The organism is Acinetobacter sp. ANC_7654, assembly GCF_056779855.1.
Window position 1 is genome coordinate 1 of sequence record NZ_JBWYIR010000009.1, and the last position, 20,740, is coordinate 20,740.

Genomic DNA, 20,740 nt, shown 5'->3' on the forward strand with positions numbered 1-20,740 from the left:
CTTCTGGAAGTGCATCAACTTTCGCTTGTGCATCTTCTTTAGCAGCAAGTGCATCATCACGTGCTTGAGTCAGCTCAGCAAGTTCTGTTGGCGTGATTAAACCATCTGATTCTGCATCTGCTAGTGCTTGCTCTGCCTCAGCATATGCTGCTTCAGCCGCCTCTACTGCCTCTGTTGCTTCTTCAAGTGTAATATCTTCGCCGTCTGGTACGCCATCACCATCTGCATCATTGACTTCAGGTAAGTCAATATTTACAAGAGCATCTAGACGATCTTGTAAACCATCTTTAATCGCTCCATTTGGCAATACATTTACCTTATCTTGAGCAACTTCTTTTGCATCAAGTGCAGCCTGTACTTTCTGTTCAAGAATACTGAGTTCAAGCGGGTTAATTAAGCCATCTTTTTGAGCCAAAGCTAAATTATTAAGAGCTTCAGCATATTTAGCTTCAGCTTCTTCTACAGCTGACTGAGCTTCCTGAATCGCTTCTGGTAAGCCATCTACAATGCCATCACCATCTGCGTCATTTACTGCAGGCAAACTTATGTCAGTCAGATCATCTAATCGATTTTGAAAGGCATCTTTCTGTTCCTGAACAGATTCAGGTAGAGCATTTACTTTACTTTGAGCAGTTGACTTAGCAATTTGTGCCTGCTCTAAAGCATTCTGTAAAGCATTAAGCTCTGTTGGATTAATTAATCCATCACGATTTGCAACAGTTAAAGCATTTTCAGCAGCTGCATACTTTGCTTCAGCCTCCGCAACAGCCAACTCTGCTTCAATGAGTGCTTCAGCGATATCATCTACGATACCATCATCATTTTCATCATTAATTTCAGGTAGGATGATATCCACTAAATCTTCAAGACGTTCCTGCAAAGCATCTTTTTGAGATTGAACTGATTCTGGTAATAAATTTGTTTTAGTTTCTGCTAAGGCTTTGGCACTCTCGAAAGCCTCTTTAGCTTGATCTAATTCCGCTCTTTCAGCAGGTGTAATCAGGCCGTTTTCATTCTTCTCTAAAATTAAATCTTTTAATGCTTCGTACGCTTGTTCAGCATTGGCTACAGCTTCTTCAGCATCTAGTAAAGCTTGCTCGAGATCATCTGGTACACCATCACCATTTTGATCATTAATTGGTGGCAACTCTTCATCAACCAAATCATCTAGTCGATCTTGTAAATCAGATTTTTCCTCGCCATCTACCAAGTTATCGACTTTATCTTGAGCAGCATCTTTAGCATCCTTTGCATCTTGTAATGCTTCCTCTAATTCAGCTTTTTCCTCAGGAGTAATTAACCCATCATTTAATTTATCTTCAATCAAATCTTTAAGATCTTGATAAGCTTTCTCTGCATCATTAACGAGCTGTTTTGCTTCTTCTAATTCATCGTTAATTGGTGGTTCTGGTTCCGGCGATACAGAATTAAATTTTTTATCTGAATCACTCATATTATCTGCAATAGCAACTACTCCAGCAGCTAATCCCCCTGCAATTAACCATGGAGTTAACCCTGTCAAAGCTGTACTTGAGTTTCCAGCGATAAGTGCTGAAATATCATCAATTGGATAATATTTAATAGTCGAAGCTATTTCATTGGCAGCATCTGTGAACTCAACCCAATAAAGCTGACCATTGTCATTAAATAAAATATTATGACTATTTAAGGGATCGTCAAAATAACTTTCTACAACTAATTGTTCGCCATTTTTAAAATTAATAACTAAAGAATTTCCTTCTTTCTGAAAATTTAAGACCTCTTCGATTGATGCATCAATTTTCACAATTGAGTTCTGGTTTAATACGATTTTATTAGCAGTAGTCTTTTCTAAAACCGCCCCATCGTTTTTTGATAGTATTTCTAAATTTTTCATGACGTCACCCAGTATTATTAAGATATTCTTTAACCCTCTATTTTTTTATCAGATTGAGAATCAATGTAAACGTCATAAAAAGTCAGTTGAAAATCAACAAAAATTCATAGTTAAAAAAAATTTTTTACACCCCATTCGAAATTCTTAAAGCAATGTTTTTATTGAGAATATTTAATTTTAAACAAAGTCACAATTTATAAATTAATAGTGAAAAAAATCTCATTATTTATTATTTTATATAAGTTAGACATAAAATTTTTAAATATTGCAAAAAAACACCAGAAACAAAATTACACTATTACTTAATTAAAGTTACATAATAAAACCCAATGAAACAATATTTTATTTCTTGAAACAAATTAAATTTTATTTATTTTCAAACACTTATTTTTACTAATTTATTTTTTCTATATAAAACATAAAGTTAGGATTAATGAGTTTATTTCAATTTTTTATTCTTATTACTTCGAAATAACTTAAAAAATGGCCAAAAACACCATTGCAATATGGAAGTTAAAATATATTTATAGAAATTTTCTAGGCGTTAAAATATTGTTTTATATTGATAATTTAGAAATCAGTTTTAAATTATTAAGTTACTTTAAAATAAAAAACCGAGATTTAAATCTCGGTCTTTTAGATTCACTAATATTTTAGTTTGGAATTCTTAGAACCTGTCCCGGGAAAATATCATCTGCATTTTTAAGTAATGGTCGGTTTGCTTCAAAAATTTTGTTGTACTGATTTGCATCACCATAAAACTCTTTAGAAATTTTTGAAAGATTATCCCCTGATTTTACTGTATAGAATTTACTTTCAGGCTCTGGAGATGAAACAGTAAGTTGGTCATCGACTTGAGCAACATGATCAATATTTCCCACAGCCAAGATGATCTTTTCACGATCTGCTTGAGTTTGCACTTGTCCTTTTACAGTCGCTAAATCACTGCTTGCATTATAAGTCACAGACAGTCCTGTTACTGGTAAGCCAAGTGATTTAATATGCCCCAATAATTTATTCGCAATTTCTTGAGCAGATGGCTCTGCTGGCGTTGCTGGTGTAGCTTGTTGCTCAGCTGGTGCGGTATTCTTTTTCCCAATACCTTTCACAAAATCAAAAAGACCCATTGTTATTCTCCTATTGTTATTTCAGTTTGGTGATCAAATAATTTAGATCCCTTAATTTTTATACAGAAGAACTATACCTAACGCCGTTATCTTTCTTAAACTTAAGGTAACTTAATGTAATATTGCAATTTAATCCTTAATAAAAAAAAGCCACCATAAAGGTAGCTTTTAAGTTCGAAAAGAACTGAATCTGATGATTAAGCTAATTTCTTAGTTACATAATCGATAGCAGATTGAACAGTTGTAATTTCGTTAGAGTCTTCATCAGGAATAGTAATGTCGAAATCATTTTCGAAAGACATTACAAGCTCAACTAGATCTAGAGAGTCAGCACCTAAGTCATCCATGAAAGATGCTTCGTTTTTAATCTCTTCAGCTTTTAAGCCAAGTTGTTCAGCTACTGCTTGTTTGATACGTTGTTCGATATCGCTCACAGGAATTCTCCTCATTGCTTGTGGCGGCGTATAATGCCTATAGTTTAATTGAATCTTGATATATTTGAAAGTTTATACATCGCATTACGCCATGTATAAACCGCCATTCACGTGTAATACCGTACCAGTAATGTAACTTGCTTTATCAGAAGCAAGGAAACTTACTGCATTTGCGATATCTTGAGGCTGACCAAAACGGTTCAATGCCACTTGATCACTCATTTTTTTCTGAATTTCATCACTTAACTGTTCAGTCATCTCAGTTGCAATAAAGCCAGGCGCGATACTATTGACAGTAATTTGACGACTGCCCATTTCTTTAGCCAAACTGCGGCTAAAAGCTTCAATCCCAGCCTTCGCAGCTGAATAATTTGCTTGACCTGGATTTGCAAAATGCGCAACGACAGAACTAATATTGATAATTCGTCCAAATCTCGCTTTCGTCATACCTTTCAATACACGTTTAGAGAGACGGAACACTGCTTTAAGATGAATATTTTGGATATCATCCCAATCATCTTCAGACATACGAAGCAGTAGATTATCTTTTGTGATACCTGCATTATTCACAAGAACAAGTACAGGACCAAAACTTTGTTCAATATCTGTAATGAGTGCATCAATTGCAGCTCCATCACGAACATCGAGTACTTTTCCTGCACCATGTTCAGCAAATTGTGTAGATAATTTTTCAGCACCAGAATCAGATGTAGCCGTACCTACAACAAAAAAGCCATCTTCGATCAGCTGTTGTGCAATCGCAGCACCAATACCACGGCTTGCACCTGTCACTAACGCGACTTTACGTTCCTGCGTCATGCAATTTTCCCTTCTGCAACTAATACAGTATTTAAAGCATCTTCTAAACGAGATTTAGTATCTAAAGGCAATGCTTTTTCAACATGTGCTAGACGTTTTGCTAAATTTGTTAATACATTCCCAGGACCACATTCAACAACATAGCTCACATCTTGATCAGCCAATACTTGAAGTGTTTTAGTCCATTGGACAGACTGATAAAGTTGTGATGTCAACGCTGTACGCAATTCATCAACACTGTCAGCCACTTGTGCATTGACATTTTGAATCACTGGAATGCGAGGTAATTGAATATCAACATCTGCTAAAGCTTTGGCAAACTCTGCTGCCGCTGGCTTCATTAATGAACAATGTGATGGTACTGATACTGGTAACGCAATTGCTTTTGCACCTTGCTCTTTTACCAAAGCTATTAACGCTTCAACTCGTGAAGTATCACCTGCCACCACAACTTGACCCTGTGCATTATAGTTTGCAGCCTCCACCGAACCCTCACCTTGAGCGGTGACTTGAGCACACAGTTCTACAACCTTAGCATCATCAAGACCAAGAATCGCAGCCATAGCACCTTGCCCCTGAGGGACAGCATCTTGCATCAACTTACCTCGTAAGTTCACCAATTTAACTGCATCTTTTAAGCTTAAAGATTCTGCAGCAACCAATGCACTGTATTCACCCAGTGAATGTCCCGCTAAATATTTAGGAACGACACCACCAAGCTCTAACCATACACGCCATAAAGCAATGCTTGCTGTGAGCAGTACTGGTTGTGTAAATTCAGTTTGGTTTAACCCTTCACCACTTTGCGCAATGTGCCATAAATCAAAGCCGAGTGCTTCAGAAGCTTCAGCAAACGTTTCTTGCACACTACTAAACTGTTCTGCAAGCTCCGCTAACATTCCTGCTTTTTGAGAACCCTGTCCAGGAAAAACAAATGCAGTTTTGGTCGCAAGAACGGCTTGCTCGAGGCGTTTAGCAGACATATAAAAATCCTTTATTCAGAGCTTGACTATTCAATTTTGATTAATTTCGATCATCTTGAACATCAAACTCAAGTCTTAACTGATTTGATGGAGCGAAATTTATCATTAAAAAAAAGCTTTGGTAATTGCCAAATACAACAAAAAATACAAATAAAAAAAGGGAGCTTACGCTCCCATTTTTTCTACTAAGCTTGACGCTTAATACATCACCAATTATTCAGCATCAGCTGCTTTAGCGAATAATTGGCGACCACGGTAGACACCATCTTTAGTTACGTGGTGACGACGGTGAGTTTCACCAGTCGTTTGGTCTACTGTTAATGCATTCTCGGTTAAAGCGTCATGTGAACGGCGCATGTCACGGCGAGAGCGACTTTTACGGTTTTGCTGAACGGCCATGATGGCTCCTTACAAAGATCGAAAAAATGGATCAGAACAAATTCGATTGTCTTATACCTAAGAGTATAACACAAAAATTAGTTAAGTTTACCCTTCAAAGCTGCCAAAACACCAAACGGATTATCTCGTTTTTCTTCAACAACTTCTTCTTGGGCAGGTTGATGCTTATGCTCACAAGACTCATGTCTTGGTGACAAAGGAATCAACAATAACAATTCATCTTCTATGAGAGAAAGTAAATCAGCGGTTGCAGGTGCATCAAATGAACCTTTTGTCGTTGCTTCACTCTCACCTAAGACGATGAAATCAGCATCCTCATCCAAGCGCTCTATCAGTGACTCATCATCGACTAAAGCCAGATGAAAGTCCAATTCGAGAGGTAATTCAACAGTATCCAAACAACGTTGGCATTCCATTGGAACCTTCGTTTCAACACTACCATCAAGCCAAACGATACGATGATACGCATCCATTGATAGCTTACAGTCTATGTTGATCAATTGATTATCAATTGACCCAACAGCTTCACGGGATATACGAACAAAGCGCGACAATGGCAGTGTACCTGACCATGTGAAGCCCTGTTCAGCCCATTTAAACGGCTCAATCTGTGCCGGAAAGGTATTTGCTGACATAATTAAGGCGGCAATTCTACAAATTCATAAGTACTCTGTCAAAGATTAAGATACAATTTTGCACTTATTCAGACAGATCATTTGGGTTAATCAAGTCATGCATCAGTTGCAGCCGCAACCTGAAGTCACAACTTCATTACAGTTACACTATCCTTCGACCTCAAATTTGACCGATCACTTAGACCGCGTGCAACTCGCACCTTGGGTAAATCTGCAAACAGAAGCTCAACAGGTAGACTGGCTTATCTTACACTTTAATCATTGGTTTTCCCACTTAAATGTCACATTAGTCAAAGGCGACTTTGAACCTGAATACTTCCCTGCCTCAGACCAACAACCCGCTCGCATCCAATTCGCACATGGATTTTTCAATAGTGCTTTACATGAAATAAGTCATTGGACAATCGCAGGAGATCATCGTCGCACTCTTCCTGATCTTGGCTACTGGTATGCACCAGATGGTCGAACCGCTGAACAACAAGCCCTATTTGAACAAGTCGAAATTAAACCTCAAGCAATAGAATGGATGTTTGCCACAGCCTTTGGTCGAAAATTCCGCGTTTCTCTGGACAATTTAACGGGTGAAGGTGGTGATGGACAGTCTTTTAAAGACAATGTTTATGCTCAAGTACAGCGCTATTTTTCAGGTGACGCTCAGCTTCCAAGAGATGCTCAACACTTTATTCAGTGCATCTGTAAGTGTCTCAGAAGTGGCAAAACATTACATTTGGATGAATTTTCTCGTGCATCGCTAGATTAAGTCTAGTAAATATATATTCATGACATTGAAGTGAATGTCTATGCACGCAATAATACGAAAAAATAATCAGGAGAAAATAAAATGCTTCATTTAAGAGTACATCCTGACAATCCACAATCTCGACTTATTACTCAAGCAGTAGAAAGAATACGTGCAGGCGATGTCGTGGTTTATCCAACAGATGCGGCCTATGCCATCGGATGCCAAATTGGTAATAAGCAAGCAATGGAACGAATTGCTCAAATCCGTGATCTTGGTGCTAAGCATCAATATGCGATCTTATGTGCGGATCTCTCAGATATTGCAACGTATGCAAAAGTGGATAATGCAACTTATCGTCTGCTTAAAAATAATACACCTGCGATTACCACCTTTATTTTGCAAGCGACAAGTGAAGTCCCTCGTCGCTTGATGCACCCCAAAAAGAAAACCATTGGTTTACGTGTACCGAGCAACCCAGTCTGTCAAATGCTTCTTAAAGAGCTGGGTGAGCCTTTACTCACCAGCACCCTGATTCTTCCAGGTCAAACTGAGCCTTTGGATGATCCATATGAAATAGAACAACAATTAAGTAAAAGAATTGATGTTTTTATTGATAGTGGACTTGGCACATTAACAACAACAAGTATTGTTGATCTCTCAGGAAGTCAACCTGAAATTATCCGCCGTGGCGTGGGTGATGTGAGTGCTTTTGAGTAAAATGCCTCACCATTCATCTCGCTTTATTTAATTTACGCTGATTTTTCTTTATAAATTACTTGGAGGGTCTTTATTTGTTGACCCTCTTGCGTAAAGTTGCTTGGTTCAAGCCAAGCTAAATAACTTTCTTTTAAAGTCAGCCACTCTTCATCCAACATTGAAAACCAAAGCGTGTTTCGGTTTCTTCCCTTGACCACTTTATGTTGTCTAAACATTCCTTCATATTGAAAACCGAATCGTAGCGCGGCTTTTTTGGAAGCTAAGTTCAACTCATGACACTTCCACTCTATACGCCTAAATCCTAAAGTAAAACACTCATTCAACAGTAAAAATAATAATTCTGTAGCAGCTCTAGACCGTTTTAAATCTGCTGAGAAGTATACATTCCCAATTTCAACCACTCCATCATCCAACCCGATATTCATCAATGCGATCCACCCCACTGGTTTTTTCGCTATGCGAATAACATAATAAATATTCACTTGTGTACCAAATTACGATGAGAGTTTATATGACAAATCTTCAATCGAAGTTGGCGCATCGTAAGGCAAATAGGTAAAGCTTGAAATAAACTCATCTGTAATCTTGAGTGGGAATAGATCTCTTGCAAGCTCTTCAATATTTTGAATTAAATTTAAGGGATATAAATTTACATACGTTCCACTCAACGCTTTGAATGAGTCTATAGGGTGAGTATATGAGTGAACTTTTATACCTACACTTTGTTCATATACATTTTGTTCTACTTTTTGAAAATTATTCATACTCTTTTACTTCTCGTCGAATACACGCTAACAATGAATACCAGTTTACATTTATTAGTTAAAACACTAAATATATCTATATAACCTTAAAAAATACTACCTATTTATTTCAAATTTTTTATCGTAAAACTGCGGATAAAGATATATTCAGCACTCGATTTAATTTAGAATACCCATATTGTTTTTATGCTATTCGAATCACTGTCCTTTTACTGATTTCGATATGTGATCTCCTGAATCGCCCAACATGCTTTTGAAAATTCGCGTGGCTAATAATTGTAATGACTCAAGCTATCCATAATCCCATGGACGCACTTCCACACATCCGTGTTTTAGATGAGTGGCAAGATACGATTCCTGAAGATTTATATATACCGCCTGCAGCATTCGAAATTCTATTAGAACATTTCGAAGGACCACTCGACTTTTTAATTTACCTCATCCAAAAAAACGGTTTCGATCTACTTCAGCTCGATATAGCTCCGATTGCAACGCAATATTTGTCATATATTGACAGTATGAAGTCACTCAATATTGAGTTAACCGCAGATTATATGGTGATGGCGGCATTATTAGCAGATTTAAAATCACGCTTACTGCTTCCTAAACCTAAATCAATTCAAATTGAAAAAGATCCAAAACAAGAATTAATAGATCGCTTAGAGACATATTTAAGGATCAAGCAAGCTGCTGAGCGTCTCGGTCAAATGCCAATTTTAGACCGTGATACTTTTCTACCCAACGTTAGTCTTGGACAAATTAATACAGTAAATGAAGGTTATGAAGCCTCTCTTCTGCGCGATGCAATGTTTTGTATTTTTAATCGCCCAGAGCCTGTTACACACCAGATTACTCAAGAACCTGTTTTGCTTGAAGAACGTATTGCCTATATTGAACAGATGACAAAATCAGGTGAAGTTTTGAAATTTGATCAACTTTTAAAACCAAGTCAAGGCCGTATGGGGTTAGTGGTGACGTTTATGGCAATATTAGAGCTAACACGTCAGCAAAAAGTTCAAATTATTGCATCAGGTATTGAAGCCCCGCTGGCAATTCAAGGGCTGATGATATGACCATTGATCAATCAAACTCCTTTCAAGTTGATGAGTTACACCACGAAGTGCTCATGCAGCTCGAAGCTATTATTTTTGCCAGTGAAGCGCCTGTTTCTATTGCACGCTTGAAAGAGGCATTTCAAAACCAATTTTCCAAACAACAACTGCGCGCATATTTGCAACAGCTTGCAGTGTTACAACACGGTCGTTCAATTGAGCTGACTGAAACAGCTCAAGGTTTTCGCTTTCAAGTTCGTGCTAAGTATCGACAAGTGATTGCACAAACTTGGCCAGAACGTCCAACTAAATTATCACCATCATTGTTAGAAACTCTAGCAGTGATTGCTTATCATCAGCCCGTTACCCGAGCCGATATTGAGCAAATTCGAGGAGTCACGAATAACAGTCAGCAACTCAGAACGTTATTCGATTGGAACTGGATTAAAGAGTCTGGTTTCCGGGAACTTCCAGGAAGACCCGCGTTGTTGGTTACAACGCCACAATTTTTAAATGCTTTTGGTTTAAGTGATTTAAATCAACTGCCTCCCCTACAGGATGCCAAGGAAGCTTTTATGGCATTGGATGCTCACGCACCCAAGTCGTAAATAGGTGAACTGTTGATGATTATTTCTAAGGTTATGCTGTTATGAGTGAAAAATTGCAAAAGGTATTGGCACGTGTAGGTTTGGGCTCTCGCCGCTATATGGAAGAAGTCATTGCTGCCGGTCGTGTTAGTGTCAACGGTCAAGTTGCTCAAGTAGGTGAACGTATCGAACCAACCGATGAGCTTCGTATCGATGGTCGTAAAGTACAGTTCCAAATTGAAGATGAAATCCGTCGTCGTGTATTGATTTACTACAAACCTGAAGGTGAAATCTGTTCACGTAACGACCCTGAAAATCGCCCAACTGTATTTGATCAATTACCATCAATTCCGGGTGATCGTTGGGTCATGGTTGGTCGTTTAGATATCAACTCAACAGGATTATTACTTTTCACAAACGATGGCGAGCTTGCAAACCGCTTAATGCATCCATCTAGTGAAATTGAACGCGAATATGCTGTACGTGTGATGGGTGAAGTGACCCCTCAACTGAAAAAGAACATGACAGATGGTGTCATGCTCGATGATGGTCCAGCAAAATTTGAGTCATTCTCGGAAATTGGTGGTGAAGGGATTAACCGTTGGTATCAAGTGGTTGTAAAAGAAGGACGTAACCGTGAAGTACGCCGCATCTTTGAATCACAAGGTCTAAAAGTCAGCCGTCTATTACGTACACGTTATGGTACAGTCATTCTGCCACGTGAATTACGTACAGGTCGTTGGATTGAACTTGATAAAAATGACATTGATAACTTAACTAAGTCTGTTGAACTCAAACCACGTCAAGGTACTGGTCTTTACGGTATGGCGAAACGCCGCAATGAACGTATGCAAGAGAAACCACTTGCAGCACGTCGTGGTGGTTATTTACGCCAACAACGCCGTGACGAAGGCGAGCATCAAGAACCACGCCGTGACTTCCGTCAAGGTGGTGCTGATCAAAGCCGCAGCGATAATCGATTTAACAATCGCGCACCGCGTCAAGAAGGCTCAGAAAACCGTTTCAATGCACGTGCGCCACGTCAAGAAGGCTTTGAGAATCGATTCAACAATCGTGCCCCTCGCACTGAAAATCAGGATTTCCGCAATAAGCGTCCTGAAAACAAAGGTGAAGTAAACGGCAATTCTGTTGATTACAAACCACGTAATGAAAATAAATTTGGTCAACGCAAACCTTTTGGTATTAACAAAGGTTTTAAAAAGTTTTAATTAAAACTTGAATCAAAAAGCCACTATTTTTATAGTGGCTTTTTTCATAATAACCATTCAAAATCATGATAAAAAATTATACTACTCTCCTGTATCTCTTCATCATTTATCTATTGGCTTGCTGTTATATCGCTTATGAAGGGCAATTCCTTTCAAGCTATTTACAATCAAGAGGATTATTACAAGATGAATATCAATATCCTTGGGCAGGAGTATTGTTTTGTTGCGGATTATATTTTTTCGTAATTCTTAACTATATACCATTATTTACAATGAAATTCAGTCAAAATAATCCTGCTAAAAGCTATATATTAGCCAGCATCGCTCCCATATCCATCACTCTATACTCTTTATTGGGGGCTATGCATGCCTCGAGTTTCTCGGGCGCATTTATAATGGTTATGCTAGTAACCATATTAGTCCATTTTTTTGTTTTACCTTTTATACTCAAGTACGCCAATAAAAATTTAAAAGCACGAAATAGAAAATCATTCAGATCAATCTAATTTAGGTATATCGACCCATCGTGCTGTTGGAAAATGTTGCGATAAATAATTTTTTAAGTAGGTAGATGTATCACGTGAAATAAGCTCATCGTCAGATTCAGCATTCAAATTATATGCTAGAGCATATAACTCAAGCCCACGATGCTTCAGTGCCTCTAAGCTCAACAAAGTATGGTTGATGCTTCCCAAACGCCCCGAACTCACCAAAATTATGGGATATTTTTTATCCACCAAATAATCAATGGTTAAATATTGTGTTGTTAGAGGGACCATCAAGCCACCCGCCCCTTCAAGTAAAACAACTTCATATGAAGAGGACAACTGTTGAGTCGCTTGTTCAATTTTAGCGAAATCAATACTTCGCCCATCTATACGTGTCGCTAAGTGAGGCGATGCAGGATAACTGAAAATTTCAGGCATAGTGAGTTTTTGAGTATCTTCCTCTAACCAACCACACCCCATAATTTCACGATGTTTTTCAATATCTTCAGAAACATCCACATTACCCGTTTGAATTAATTTCTGAGTAATGACATTCCGCCCTTGTTCACGCCAAATTTTTGCCAAATAACCAGTGACATATGTTTTTCCAATTCCAGTATCAATACCGCTCACAAAGTAGATTTGAGCACTCATGACTTACTCCGTGCGATAAAAAATATAGGGTGATACGTTAAAGGATATACAAGATTCTCTTGCTCATCAGTCGCAATAAATTGTCGGTAACCTAGATAAAACTGATTCAAACTTTCCTTCGTCCAACGAAACCCCTGTGAGGTTGCCGTCACACCTGTGGCCTGTAAATGTTTTAGGACCAATTTTGGGTGCGCGAAGTGTAATTGAGCCAATTGTTGTTCACAGTGCATCACTTCAAATCCGTTCTGCTCTAGTAAGCTTTTAATTTGGCTTTGATCAAAATATTTTAATCCTTGTCCAGTTAAGGATTTAATTTCTTTTAAGTTCTGAGGCCCATAAGTTGAAAAGCAAAAATAACCATTGGGCTTTAAAGCCGAATAAATTTTCTGTATCAATCTTTCAAACTCAGACATCCACTGTAATGCAGAGCTTGAGGCACATAAATCAAGGTCTTTGGGTAACTCAATTTTTTCGACATCACCAATACGCCACTCGACAGGCTGATGATGACTGATGGTATGCTCAACATCAGCATATAAATCATTCAAAATGACTTGATCCATTTTAAAATGATGAAACATCTCTTGAGTTAGATTTCCAGTTCCACATCCAATTTCAAATACTTTAGCAAGCTCAGAAGATGAAACATAAAGACGCATCAGCTCGCTTAAATGCTTCGCTACATTTTGTTGAATACGTGCCTGATCTGCATAAGTCCAATGCGATTTTGCAAATCGAGTAGCAATCATTTCTTTTTGAATAAATTTGTTCAACATAGAGTCATTCATAATTGTTCTTTCAACCGCTCCAATTCATCTTGATTCAGCTGAGAATTCATACAAATTCTCAGGCGTGAACTTCCTTGTGGAACCGTTGGTGGCCGAACCGGCAAAATATAAAAACCAGATTGTTGTAATTGTTGTGCGCGCTCAAGTGCACGCTGAGAATCACCTAAAATTAAAGGAATAATCTGCGAGCTTGAAGGACATTCGTAACCTTGCTCAAGAATATATTGACGCAGTTGCAGACTCAAATCACTTAAATGAGCACGTTGCTCCTGCATTTTTTTCATTTTATTCCAAATAAAATGCGTCCAAGCCATGTTGATGGGTGGTTGTGCGGTACTAAAAATCAAAGAGCGCATTTTGTTGATTAAATAATCTTTTAAGATTGGATGACACACAATGTATCCACCAACAGATGCGAGTGCTTTCCCGAATGTTCCGACTAAAAAATCGATATCATCTATGACAGCATATTGTTCAGCACAACCGAGCCCTTGCTCTCCCCGAACACCAATAGCATGTGCTTCATCAACATATAACATGATTTTACTGAACTGATATTTCAGACTCACCAACGCAGTTAAATCAGTTTCATCACCATCCATACTAAAAATTGATTCAGTTACCACAATGATTCTTTGATACAAGGGATCATCATGATATTGCTCGATCAATTGCTTTAAATGAAGCAGATCATTATGTCGATAACGTATCAGCTTCGCTTTACTTAAGCGAATCCCATCAATCATGCTGGCGTGAATCAATTTATCCGAAAGAATTAAAGTCTGACTATCAGCAATCGCAGGCAAAATACCAATATTCATGTGATAGCCACTGTTGAATAACAGGACTGCCCTTTGATTGAATGATTGACTCATGTCATCTTCAAATTGCTCATATTCAGGATAATTTCCTGTGAGTAATCTTGAAGATGAAGAGCTCATTCTTTTTGAATCTACTGAACAATGATCAAAAAATGCTTCTCTTATTTGTAGATCTGACGCAATTCCTAAATAATCATTACTCGATAGATTCAACATTCTTTGTTGCTGAAGCTCAACCCATTTTCCATGCTGAACGATGGATTTAAACTGCCGAAAATTTCCAGTTTGTTTTAATGAGTCTAACTGCTCTGCGTAGTGGTCCAACAGATTCATCTCATTTCCTCTGCAAGTTCCATCACAACACTTACCAACTGCGTTAATAATTCAGTGAGTTCGACATCTGAAATCACAAAAGGTGGCATGACATAAACTAATTTTCCAAAAGGACGAATCCACACGCCTCGTTCTACGAAACGCTGTTGCAGCGTTTTCATATCAACATTTTGTTTAAGCTCAACAACACCGATAGTACCGAGCACACGAACATCTTGAATATGCGCTTGATCATCTAATCTATGTAAATAATGTTTTAGAATTTGCTCTATTCTTTGAATATTGGACTGCCAATCTTGTGACAATAAAAGCTCAGTACTCTTTAAGGCGACAGCACAAGCCAAGGGGTTCGCCATAAATGTAGGTCCATGCATAAATACGCCAGCTTCACCAGAGCTGATCACTTCAGCGACATGTCGTGTGGTCAGTGTTGCAGATAAAGTCATATACCCACCGGTCAGCGCCTTACCAATACACATGATGTCTGGTTCAACTTGAGCGTGTTCCCAAGCAAATAATTTACCTGTTCGCCCAAACCCCGTGGCAATTTCATCAAATATCATTAACACCTGATATTGATCGCATAGCCTCTTGGCTTCGCGTAAATATTCAGGATGATAGAAACGCATGCCTCCAGCACCTTGCACAATCGGCTCAACAATCATGGCAGCGATAGTGGCATGATGGTTTTTTAAAGTTTCTGCCAATACAAGAATATCTGCTGGATTCCAATCTTCATCAAATCTAGTCTGCGGTGCAGGAACAAAATAACGAGAAGGTAAACTAGAACCAAAGACCTGATGCATCCCAGTAACTGGATCACATACTGACATTGCATTCCATGTATCACCATGGTAACCAGAACGCGTCGTGATAAAACTGGTTTTATCTTTCTTATTTTGTGCGGTCCAATATTGAACTGCCATCTTTAGTGCGACTTCAACAGCGACAGAACCTGAGTCCGCATAGAATATTTTATCTAATTGAGGTGGTGTAATTTTTAATAATGCCTTCCCTAATTCAATCGCAGGATCATGAGTTAGCCCACCAAACATAATGTGTGACATGTGCTGCAATTGATCCGACACAGCTTGATTAAGTTGAGGATGGTTATATCCGTGAATGGCACACCACCAAGATGACATACCATCAATGAGTTGACGGCCATCTTCAAGTTCAATCATCACCCCTGTAGCCTTTTTTACTTTATATGTCGGCAGTGGGTTTAACATCGAAGTATAAGGGTGCCATAAGTGTGCTAAATCGAATTCGTCAACCATCCTGGAAGAATTTCCTTATTAATCTAGACAGAGCATAACGCGAATTATTTTTGTTATGAATTGCCTGATTAGACAATATTCATCAGGATTTCTCATTCTTTCTTAGATATTGAACGATTTTGTCACTTAGTTGTGTAGCTCTAAAAATTGAAAAGCAGTGAGAGCCTGGGATAATTTCGAATTTAAAAAACTTTGCATCTATCTTTCGGATATTATCTAGAACTTTGTTACTAACTAATCCATCATCATCAGCAAATACATGTAATTGTTTTCCGACATAATTTTTCAATATCTCGACAGTATTAAGATGATATAGTAAATCCAAGCCCTGCTTTTTTAAATCTAGCTCTTCACTCGTAATTGAATTTTGCAAAGATTGCCAATCTTGTTTAGCAGTTTGGCTGCCCTGTGAGACCAGATAACAAAATCGCTTTAAAGTGGTCATGGGGTCATTTTCAAAAGACTCTCTAAAACTTTGAAAAGTAGAAAGCGGCATACCTGTAGACCAGCGTTCATTGGCAACGAAGCAAGGATTCGATGCTAAAGTAATTAACGTTTTTGCCTGACCTGAAAGCTCGAAAACCTTTTGGGTGAGCAATGTTGCTAATTGCCCGCCTAAAGACCACCCTATAATGACATCGACTTTTTTAGCTAACTCAACATGTTTAGATAATTCAACAGGGTCGAGTGCATTAAAGATATTAATCAGATCGATTTGAAATCCTGCCATATCCAAAGCAGTTTTTAAGTTTTCGAGTGGTTTTGTTCCGAGTCCCCAACCGGTAATTAATAAGATTTTACTCATGATTGCCAATCCTTAGCTGATCGTTTTCGGTCAGTATATAAAGCCAAGCACAATAACTCATTGAGCAAATCATTCAATTTCACTTTGATTTTTAGATAATTATAAAAAATGAGTCAATTCAGGCAAAACTGAGGTATAAAAAAACCCAGCCTTGCTGGGCTTTAACTTACATTTGAGACTGAATATAGTTTTGTAAACCAATTAGTTCAATTAAGCGAAGCTGTTTTTCCAACCAATAGGTATGATCTTCTTCGGTATCCGACATTTGTTGACGCAACATATCACGTGTCACGTAATCGCCTTTTTCCTCACAAAGCTTTACACCTTGCGCTAATTTTTCACGCACTTCGTACTCAAGCTTTAAATCGGCTTTTAAACATGAAACAACGTCTTCACCTACTTCAATATCATCACGACTCATATTCGGTGTGCCTTCCAAGAATAAGACACGGCGAATAATAGCATCAGCATGTTGTGCTTCTTCTTGCATTTCGTGATCGATACGCTCAAAAATCTTAGTGAGACCCCAATCTTCATACATACGTGAATGAATGAGATATTGATCACGAGCAGCCAGTTCACCACCGATCAACATATTTAAGTAATCTACGACTTCTGGATTGCCACGCATTTCAATCACTCCATTCTTTAATAGCAACATTATGAACAATAAGAGCTTATTTTGCAAAAAATATAATGTGTAAGTTTATGATTTTTATATAATTAAAATGAGAAACATACGCATTTGCAGTTTGAATCACTTATTTTTTACTTAAAAAATAACCCCTTGCATACAGTTAAAAAAATTCGAGAGCAGTTTTAAACAAATTTTAGCTCTATTTAATTTTGTAACCAATCGAAGTGACTCTCATTACATTTGAGTTGATGTTGAAAATGATCAAGGACAAATCCTTTTTTTAATTTTAGAATGAATCTATTTGACCATCAGGCAATAACAATGATGACGACTACTGCCCCGATTTTGGTGACAGGTGCAACTGGCTATATTGCTGGTTGGGTAATTAAACAATTATTAGAACAAGGATACACCGTTCACGCCACTGTACGAGACTTAACTAAAAGTTCAAGTTTTCAACATTTAGAACAAATCGCATCTCAAACTTCAGGCGCTTTAAAGTTATTTCAAGCAAATCTCTTAGAAGAAGGTTCGTTTGATGAAGCAATGAAAGACTGTGAAATTGTGATCCATATGGCGTCACCTTTTTTAGTGACTAACTTTAAAGATCCAATCACAGACTTGATTGACCCTGCACTAAAAGGTACGACCAATGTACTGAACAGTGTCAATCGTACAGATACAGTAAAACGTGTCGTTGTCACATCTAGTATTGCTTCAACTTATGGCGATGCAGTGGATATTTTGAAAACTGAGCAGAACCAGTTTGAAGAAAGCCATTGGAATACCACCAGTAGTGCCGAACACCAACCTTATTTTTACTCTAAAGTCGCAGCAGAACGCAAAGCATGGGATATGCAAAAGGCACAATCTCGATGGAATTTAGTGTGTATCAATCCCTCATTGGTTGTTGGACCATCACTCACACCTTCTACACAATCTGGAAGTGTTGAAGTCATTCAACAATTTGGAAATGGCATGACATTATTTGGTGTTCCTCCAATGTGGAATGGTTTAGTCGATGTTCGAGATGTCGCTCATGCGCATATCCAAGCAGCACATCACCCTAAAGCACATGGACGATATATTATTAATGCTAAAACGATGACCCTACTCGAAATGGGTAAAACATTACGACAACATTATGGTGGACGCTATCCTTTCCCACGAATGATTGCTCCCAAGTTTTTATTCAAATTACTCGCTCCTCTGTTTGGCTATACGCGAAAATTCGTTGACTTGAATGTGGGTTACCCCATTTATTTCAATGCTGAGCGTAGTAAGCAAGAATTAGGCATGCAATATCGTGACGTTGAGACAAGTATCGTAGAACATTTTCAACAGCTACTTGACGATGGCATTATCAAAAAACGTGGTTAATATCTAATTACTCGAGAAAAAAGGGCATCTATTGATGCCCTTCGTTATGTGCAAGATACACTTAAGACTCAGGTTCAGTGAGCTGACCATGCTGAATCATAAATGCAATAAACTCAGCCTCATTCATCACCGGAATACCTAGTTTTTCTGCTTTTTCAAGTTTGGAACCCGCCTTTTCACCAGCAACCAAGCATTTCGTTTTACTGGATACACTACCACTCACACGTGCACCTAATGCCTGTAAGAGTTGAGTCGCTTCATCTCGTCCCATACTGCTTAAAGTACCAGTCACCACCCAGCTCTCACCATTTAAAGGTTGTCGAGTCGGTGCTATCGGTGCATCCCAATGAATTCCAGCCTCAATTAATCGATTTAATACTTCAATATTATGTTCAGCTTTGAAAAAGTCTAATATCCATTCTGCAGTAATATCACCTACATCAGGGGTTTTCTTCAATGCTTCTAAATCAGCAGATTTCAGCGCATCTAAAGTCTGGAAAGTATTGGCTAACATTCGAGCCGTAGTCTCGCCTACTCCTCGAATGCCTAGTGCGTAAATAAATGCCGCTAATGTTGTTTTTTTACTACTTTCAATTGAGTCGATGAGATTTTGTACAGATTTCTCACCCATTTTTTCAATAGTCAGTAATTTTTCACGATGCTCGTGCAAGTGATAAATGTCTGCAACATCTTTGAGGAGTTCAAGATGTAATAAAGACTCAACCCAACGATCACCCAAACCTTCGATGTCCATTGCTTTACGTGATACAAAATGACGTATCGCCTCTATACGCTGCGCTGCACAATAAAGCCCACCTGAACATCGTGCTAAAGCTTCGCCTTCGGGCATCACAACTGGAGAAGCACATACAGGACATTGTTCTGGCAATTGAATTTCAGTGGTTTCTAGAGGTCGAAATTCTGGCCAAACCTTTTCAACTTTAGGAATAACATCTCCGCTACGATAGACACTCACCGTATCTCCAACGCGCACGTCCAAGCGATGTATTTCACCAATATTATGTAAAGTCACGTTTGATACTGTGACTCCGCCAACCGATACAGGATTTAATCGCGCTACAGGCGTTAAAGTACCTGTACGCCCTACCTGCCAATCAATATTTTCAACTGTGGTTAGCGCAGCCACTGCAGGGAACTTATATGCTGTTGCCCATCGAGGTTCACGACTTAAAAAGCCTAATTGTTGTTGTTGCTTCAAATCATTGACTTTGATGACCATCCCGTCAATTTCAACTGACAGGTTTGGACGCTCCTGATTTACAGATTCATAAGCCGCTTGAACCTCTTCAATACTGTCACAAACAAAATGTTTTTCCCCAACAGCAAAGCCCAACTGTTCAAGCCAATTTAAGCTCTCTGACATCGTGCTCAGACCATGATGTGGCATGCATTGCGCAATTCCATAAGCATAGAATGCAAGTGGTCGTGATGCTGCTATGGTCGGATCAAGTTGACGCAAACTCCCTGCTGCTGCATTTCTTGGGTTAGCAAAAGTTTTCTCACCTTTGGCCTCATTTTCAGCATTTAACTTTACAAATCCAGCTTTAGGCATTAGTACTTCGCCACGAACTTCTAACAACGCTGGTGGTACACCTTGAGACATCATGAGTACTTTAGGCAAATTACGAATTGTTTTTACATTTTGGGTTATGACTTCTCCTGTTTCACCATCCCCACGTGTAACCGCTCGAATCAACACACCATGTTCATACCATAGTGAGATCGCAAGCCCATCAAATTTAAGTTCGACGTCGTATTGGATTTTCTGGTTAGGTAAACGCTCTTCAATTCTGCGTGCAAAGGCAAAAAGTTCATCCTGATTAAACACATTACCCAAAGACAACATTGGAACAGTATGTGTAATATTTTCAAACTTAGATAAAGGTTTATCACCGACTTTATTGGTCGGTGTATCCGTCTGTACTAAATCAGGATATTGTTCTTCTAAGTTTTTTAGTTGATAAAACAATTGATCATATTCACTGTCTTCAATTGTCGGCTGATCCATCACATAATAAGCATGGTTATGCCGAGCCAATAATTGAATGAGTTGGCGCATTTGCGCAACGACAGCGTTCTGATCCATATTTTCACCATATAAAAGGGCGGAAAATTCCGCCCAATAATTTCAACCTAAACAGTATAAATGACTTTACACAAATTCAGTAA

The 20,740-nt window shown here is 38.4% G+C and carries 22 protein-coding genes; 6 read left to right on the forward strand and 16 right to left on the reverse strand.

Translation table 11 applies throughout. The annotated features are described in order from the left end of the window. From AC1M86_RS10340 to AC1M86_RS10370, 7 genes are all read right to left on the reverse strand, one after another. Window positions 1-1,876 (reverse strand): GA-like domain-containing protein (locus AC1M86_RS10340; protein WP_481607897.1); only part of this gene is annotated, 1,876 nt, incomplete at its 3' end. Window positions 1,877-2,529: 653 nt separating this feature from the next. After that, window positions 2,530-3,003: a peptidoglycan-binding protein LysM gene (gene lysM, locus AC1M86_RS10345; protein ID WP_035269196.1), complete on the reverse strand. Its 474-nt coding sequence runs from the start codon at window positions 3,001-3,003 to the stop codon at window positions 2,530-2,532. Between the two features lie 197 nt (window positions 3,004-3,200). Then, window positions 3,201-3,437: an acyl carrier protein gene (acpP, locus tag AC1M86_RS10350; RefSeq protein WP_035269198.1), complete on the reverse strand. Its 237-nt coding sequence runs from the start codon at window positions 3,435-3,437 to the stop codon at window positions 3,201-3,203. Between the two features lie 84 nt (window positions 3,438-3,521). Next, window positions 3,522-4,256 carry a 3-oxoacyl-ACP reductase FabG gene (fabG, locus tag AC1M86_RS10355; protein WP_481589204.1) on the reverse strand — a complete coding sequence of 245 codons (735 nt, stop codon included), beginning with the start codon at window positions 4,254-4,256 and terminating at the stop codon, window positions 3,522-3,524. Further along, complete coding sequence (fabD, locus tag AC1M86_RS10360; protein WP_481587231.1) at window positions 4,253-5,239, reverse strand: ACP S-malonyltransferase; 987 nt, start codon at window positions 5,237-5,239, stop codon at window positions 4,253-4,255. Before fabD ends, fabG begins: the two co-directional genes overlap by 4 nt. 213 nt (window positions 5,240-5,452) lie before the next feature. Then, window positions 5,453-5,638, reverse strand: coding sequence for a 50S ribosomal protein L32 (gene rpmF / locus AC1M86_RS10365; RefSeq protein WP_035269206.1), 186 nt, complete (start codon window positions 5,636-5,638; stop codon window positions 5,453-5,455). A 77-nt stretch (window positions 5,639-5,715) separates the two neighbouring features. Then, entirely contained in the window at window positions 5,716-6,273 is a 558-nt protein-coding gene (locus AC1M86_RS10370; protein WP_179999015.1) for a YceD family protein, read from the reverse strand. Between the two features lie 97 nt (window positions 6,274-6,370). Between AC1M86_RS10370 and AC1M86_RS10375 the strand changes: the two genes are divergently transcribed. Both AC1M86_RS10375 and AC1M86_RS10380 read left to right on the forward strand, forming a co-directional pair. After that, window positions 6,371-7,033 carry an elongation factor P hydroxylase gene (locus AC1M86_RS10375; RefSeq protein WP_180028321.1) on the forward strand — a complete coding sequence of 221 codons (663 nt, stop codon included), beginning with the start codon at window positions 6,371-6,373 and terminating at the stop codon, window positions 7,031-7,033. Window positions 7,034-7,114: 81 nt separating this feature from the next. Then, a complete protein-coding gene (locus AC1M86_RS10380) occupies window positions 7,115-7,732 on the forward strand; it encodes an L-threonylcarbamoyladenylate synthase (RefSeq protein ID WP_035269212.1) in 618 nt (205 codons plus the stop codon). A gap of 32 nt (window positions 7,733-7,764) precedes the next feature. Here the strand turns inward: AC1M86_RS10380 and AC1M86_RS10385 are convergent, their stop codons facing one another. Both AC1M86_RS10385 and AC1M86_RS10390 read right to left on the reverse strand, forming a co-directional pair. Continuing rightward, window positions 7,765-8,214, reverse strand: coding sequence for a GNAT family N-acetyltransferase (locus AC1M86_RS10385; RefSeq protein ID WP_481607898.1), 450 nt, complete (start codon window positions 8,212-8,214; stop codon window positions 7,765-7,767). A 12-nt stretch (window positions 8,215-8,226) separates the two neighbouring features. Continuing rightward, window positions 8,227-8,496 (reverse strand): hypothetical protein, encoded by a 270-nt coding sequence (locus AC1M86_RS10390; RefSeq protein WP_481607899.1) that lies wholly within the window; start codon window positions 8,494-8,496, stop codon window positions 8,227-8,229. A 281-nt stretch (window positions 8,497-8,777) separates the two neighbouring features. Here AC1M86_RS10390 and AC1M86_RS10395 point away from each other — a divergent pair, with 281 nt between their 5' ends. The 3 genes from AC1M86_RS10395 to rluB are packed head-to-tail and all read left to right on the forward strand — an operon-like array spanning window position 8,778 to window position 11,364. After that, the gene (locus AC1M86_RS10395; protein WP_481597909.1) at window positions 8,778-9,569 is read left to right on the forward strand and encodes a segregation and condensation protein A; all 792 of its coding nucleotides are present in this window, start codon (window positions 8,778-8,780) and stop codon (window positions 9,567-9,569) included. After that, complete coding sequence (gene scpB, locus AC1M86_RS10400; RefSeq protein WP_035269219.1) at window positions 9,566-10,156, forward strand: SMC-Scp complex subunit ScpB; 591 nt, start codon at window positions 9,566-9,568, stop codon at window positions 10,154-10,156. The genes AC1M86_RS10395 and scpB overlap by 4 nt, the downstream gene beginning before the upstream one ends. A 41-nt stretch (window positions 10,157-10,197) precedes the next feature. Beyond that, window positions 10,198-11,364 carry a 23S rRNA pseudouridine(2605) synthase RluB gene (gene rluB / locus AC1M86_RS10405; RefSeq protein WP_081403293.1) on the forward strand — a complete coding sequence of 389 codons (1,167 nt, stop codon included), beginning with the start codon at window positions 10,198-10,200 and terminating at the stop codon, window positions 11,362-11,364. A 497-nt stretch (window positions 11,365-11,861) separates the two neighbouring features. Here the strand turns inward: rluB and bioD are convergent, their stop codons facing one another. The 6 genes from bioD to ftn all read right to left on the reverse strand — a co-directional run bounded on the left by bioD (window position 11,862) and on the right by ftn (window position 17,164). Further along, a complete protein-coding gene (bioD, locus tag AC1M86_RS10410; RefSeq protein WP_481607900.1) occupies window positions 11,862-12,506 on the reverse strand; it encodes a dethiobiotin synthase in 645 nt (214 codons plus the stop codon). After that, window positions 12,503-13,282, reverse strand: coding sequence for a malonyl-ACP O-methyltransferase BioC (gene bioC, locus AC1M86_RS10415; protein ID WP_481607901.1), 780 nt, complete (start codon window positions 13,280-13,282; stop codon window positions 12,503-12,505). Before bioC ends, bioD begins: the two co-directional genes overlap by 4 nt. A gap of 8 nt (window positions 13,283-13,290) precedes the next feature. Further along, complete coding sequence (locus AC1M86_RS10420) at window positions 13,291-14,448, reverse strand: 8-amino-7-oxononanoate synthase (RefSeq protein ID WP_481607902.1); 1,158 nt, start codon at window positions 14,446-14,448, stop codon at window positions 13,291-13,293. Then, the gene (gene bioA / locus AC1M86_RS10425) at window positions 14,445-15,728 is read right to left on the reverse strand and encodes an adenosylmethionine--8-amino-7-oxononanoate transaminase (protein ID WP_481607903.1); all 1,284 of its coding nucleotides are present in this window, start codon (window positions 15,726-15,728) and stop codon (window positions 14,445-14,447) included. The genes AC1M86_RS10420 and bioA overlap by 4 nt, the downstream gene beginning before the upstream one ends. 82 nt (window positions 15,729-15,810) lie before the next feature. Continuing rightward, entirely contained in the window at window positions 15,811-16,536 is a 726-nt protein-coding gene (locus AC1M86_RS10430) for an alpha/beta hydrolase family protein (RefSeq protein WP_212771600.1), read from the reverse strand. Window positions 16,537-16,699: 163 nt separating this feature from the next. After that, entirely contained in the window at window positions 16,700-17,164 is a 465-nt protein-coding gene (ftn, locus tag AC1M86_RS10435; RefSeq protein ID WP_035269243.1) for a heteropolymeric bacterioferritin subunit Ftn, read from the reverse strand. Between the two features lie 321 nt (window positions 17,165-17,485). Here ftn and AC1M86_RS10440 point away from each other — a divergent pair, with 321 nt between their 5' ends. Continuing rightward, entirely contained in the window at window positions 17,486-18,550 is a 1,065-nt protein-coding gene (locus AC1M86_RS10440) for an NAD-dependent epimerase/dehydratase family protein (RefSeq protein WP_481589273.1), read from the forward strand. Window positions 18,551-18,611: 61 nt separating this feature from the next. Here the strand turns inward: AC1M86_RS10440 and ligA are convergent, their stop codons facing one another. Further along, complete coding sequence (ligA, locus tag AC1M86_RS10445; protein WP_035269246.1) at window positions 18,612-20,657, reverse strand: NAD-dependent DNA ligase LigA; 2,046 nt, start codon at window positions 20,655-20,657, stop codon at window positions 18,612-18,614. Between the last annotated feature and the right edge of the window lie 83 nt (window positions 20,658-20,740).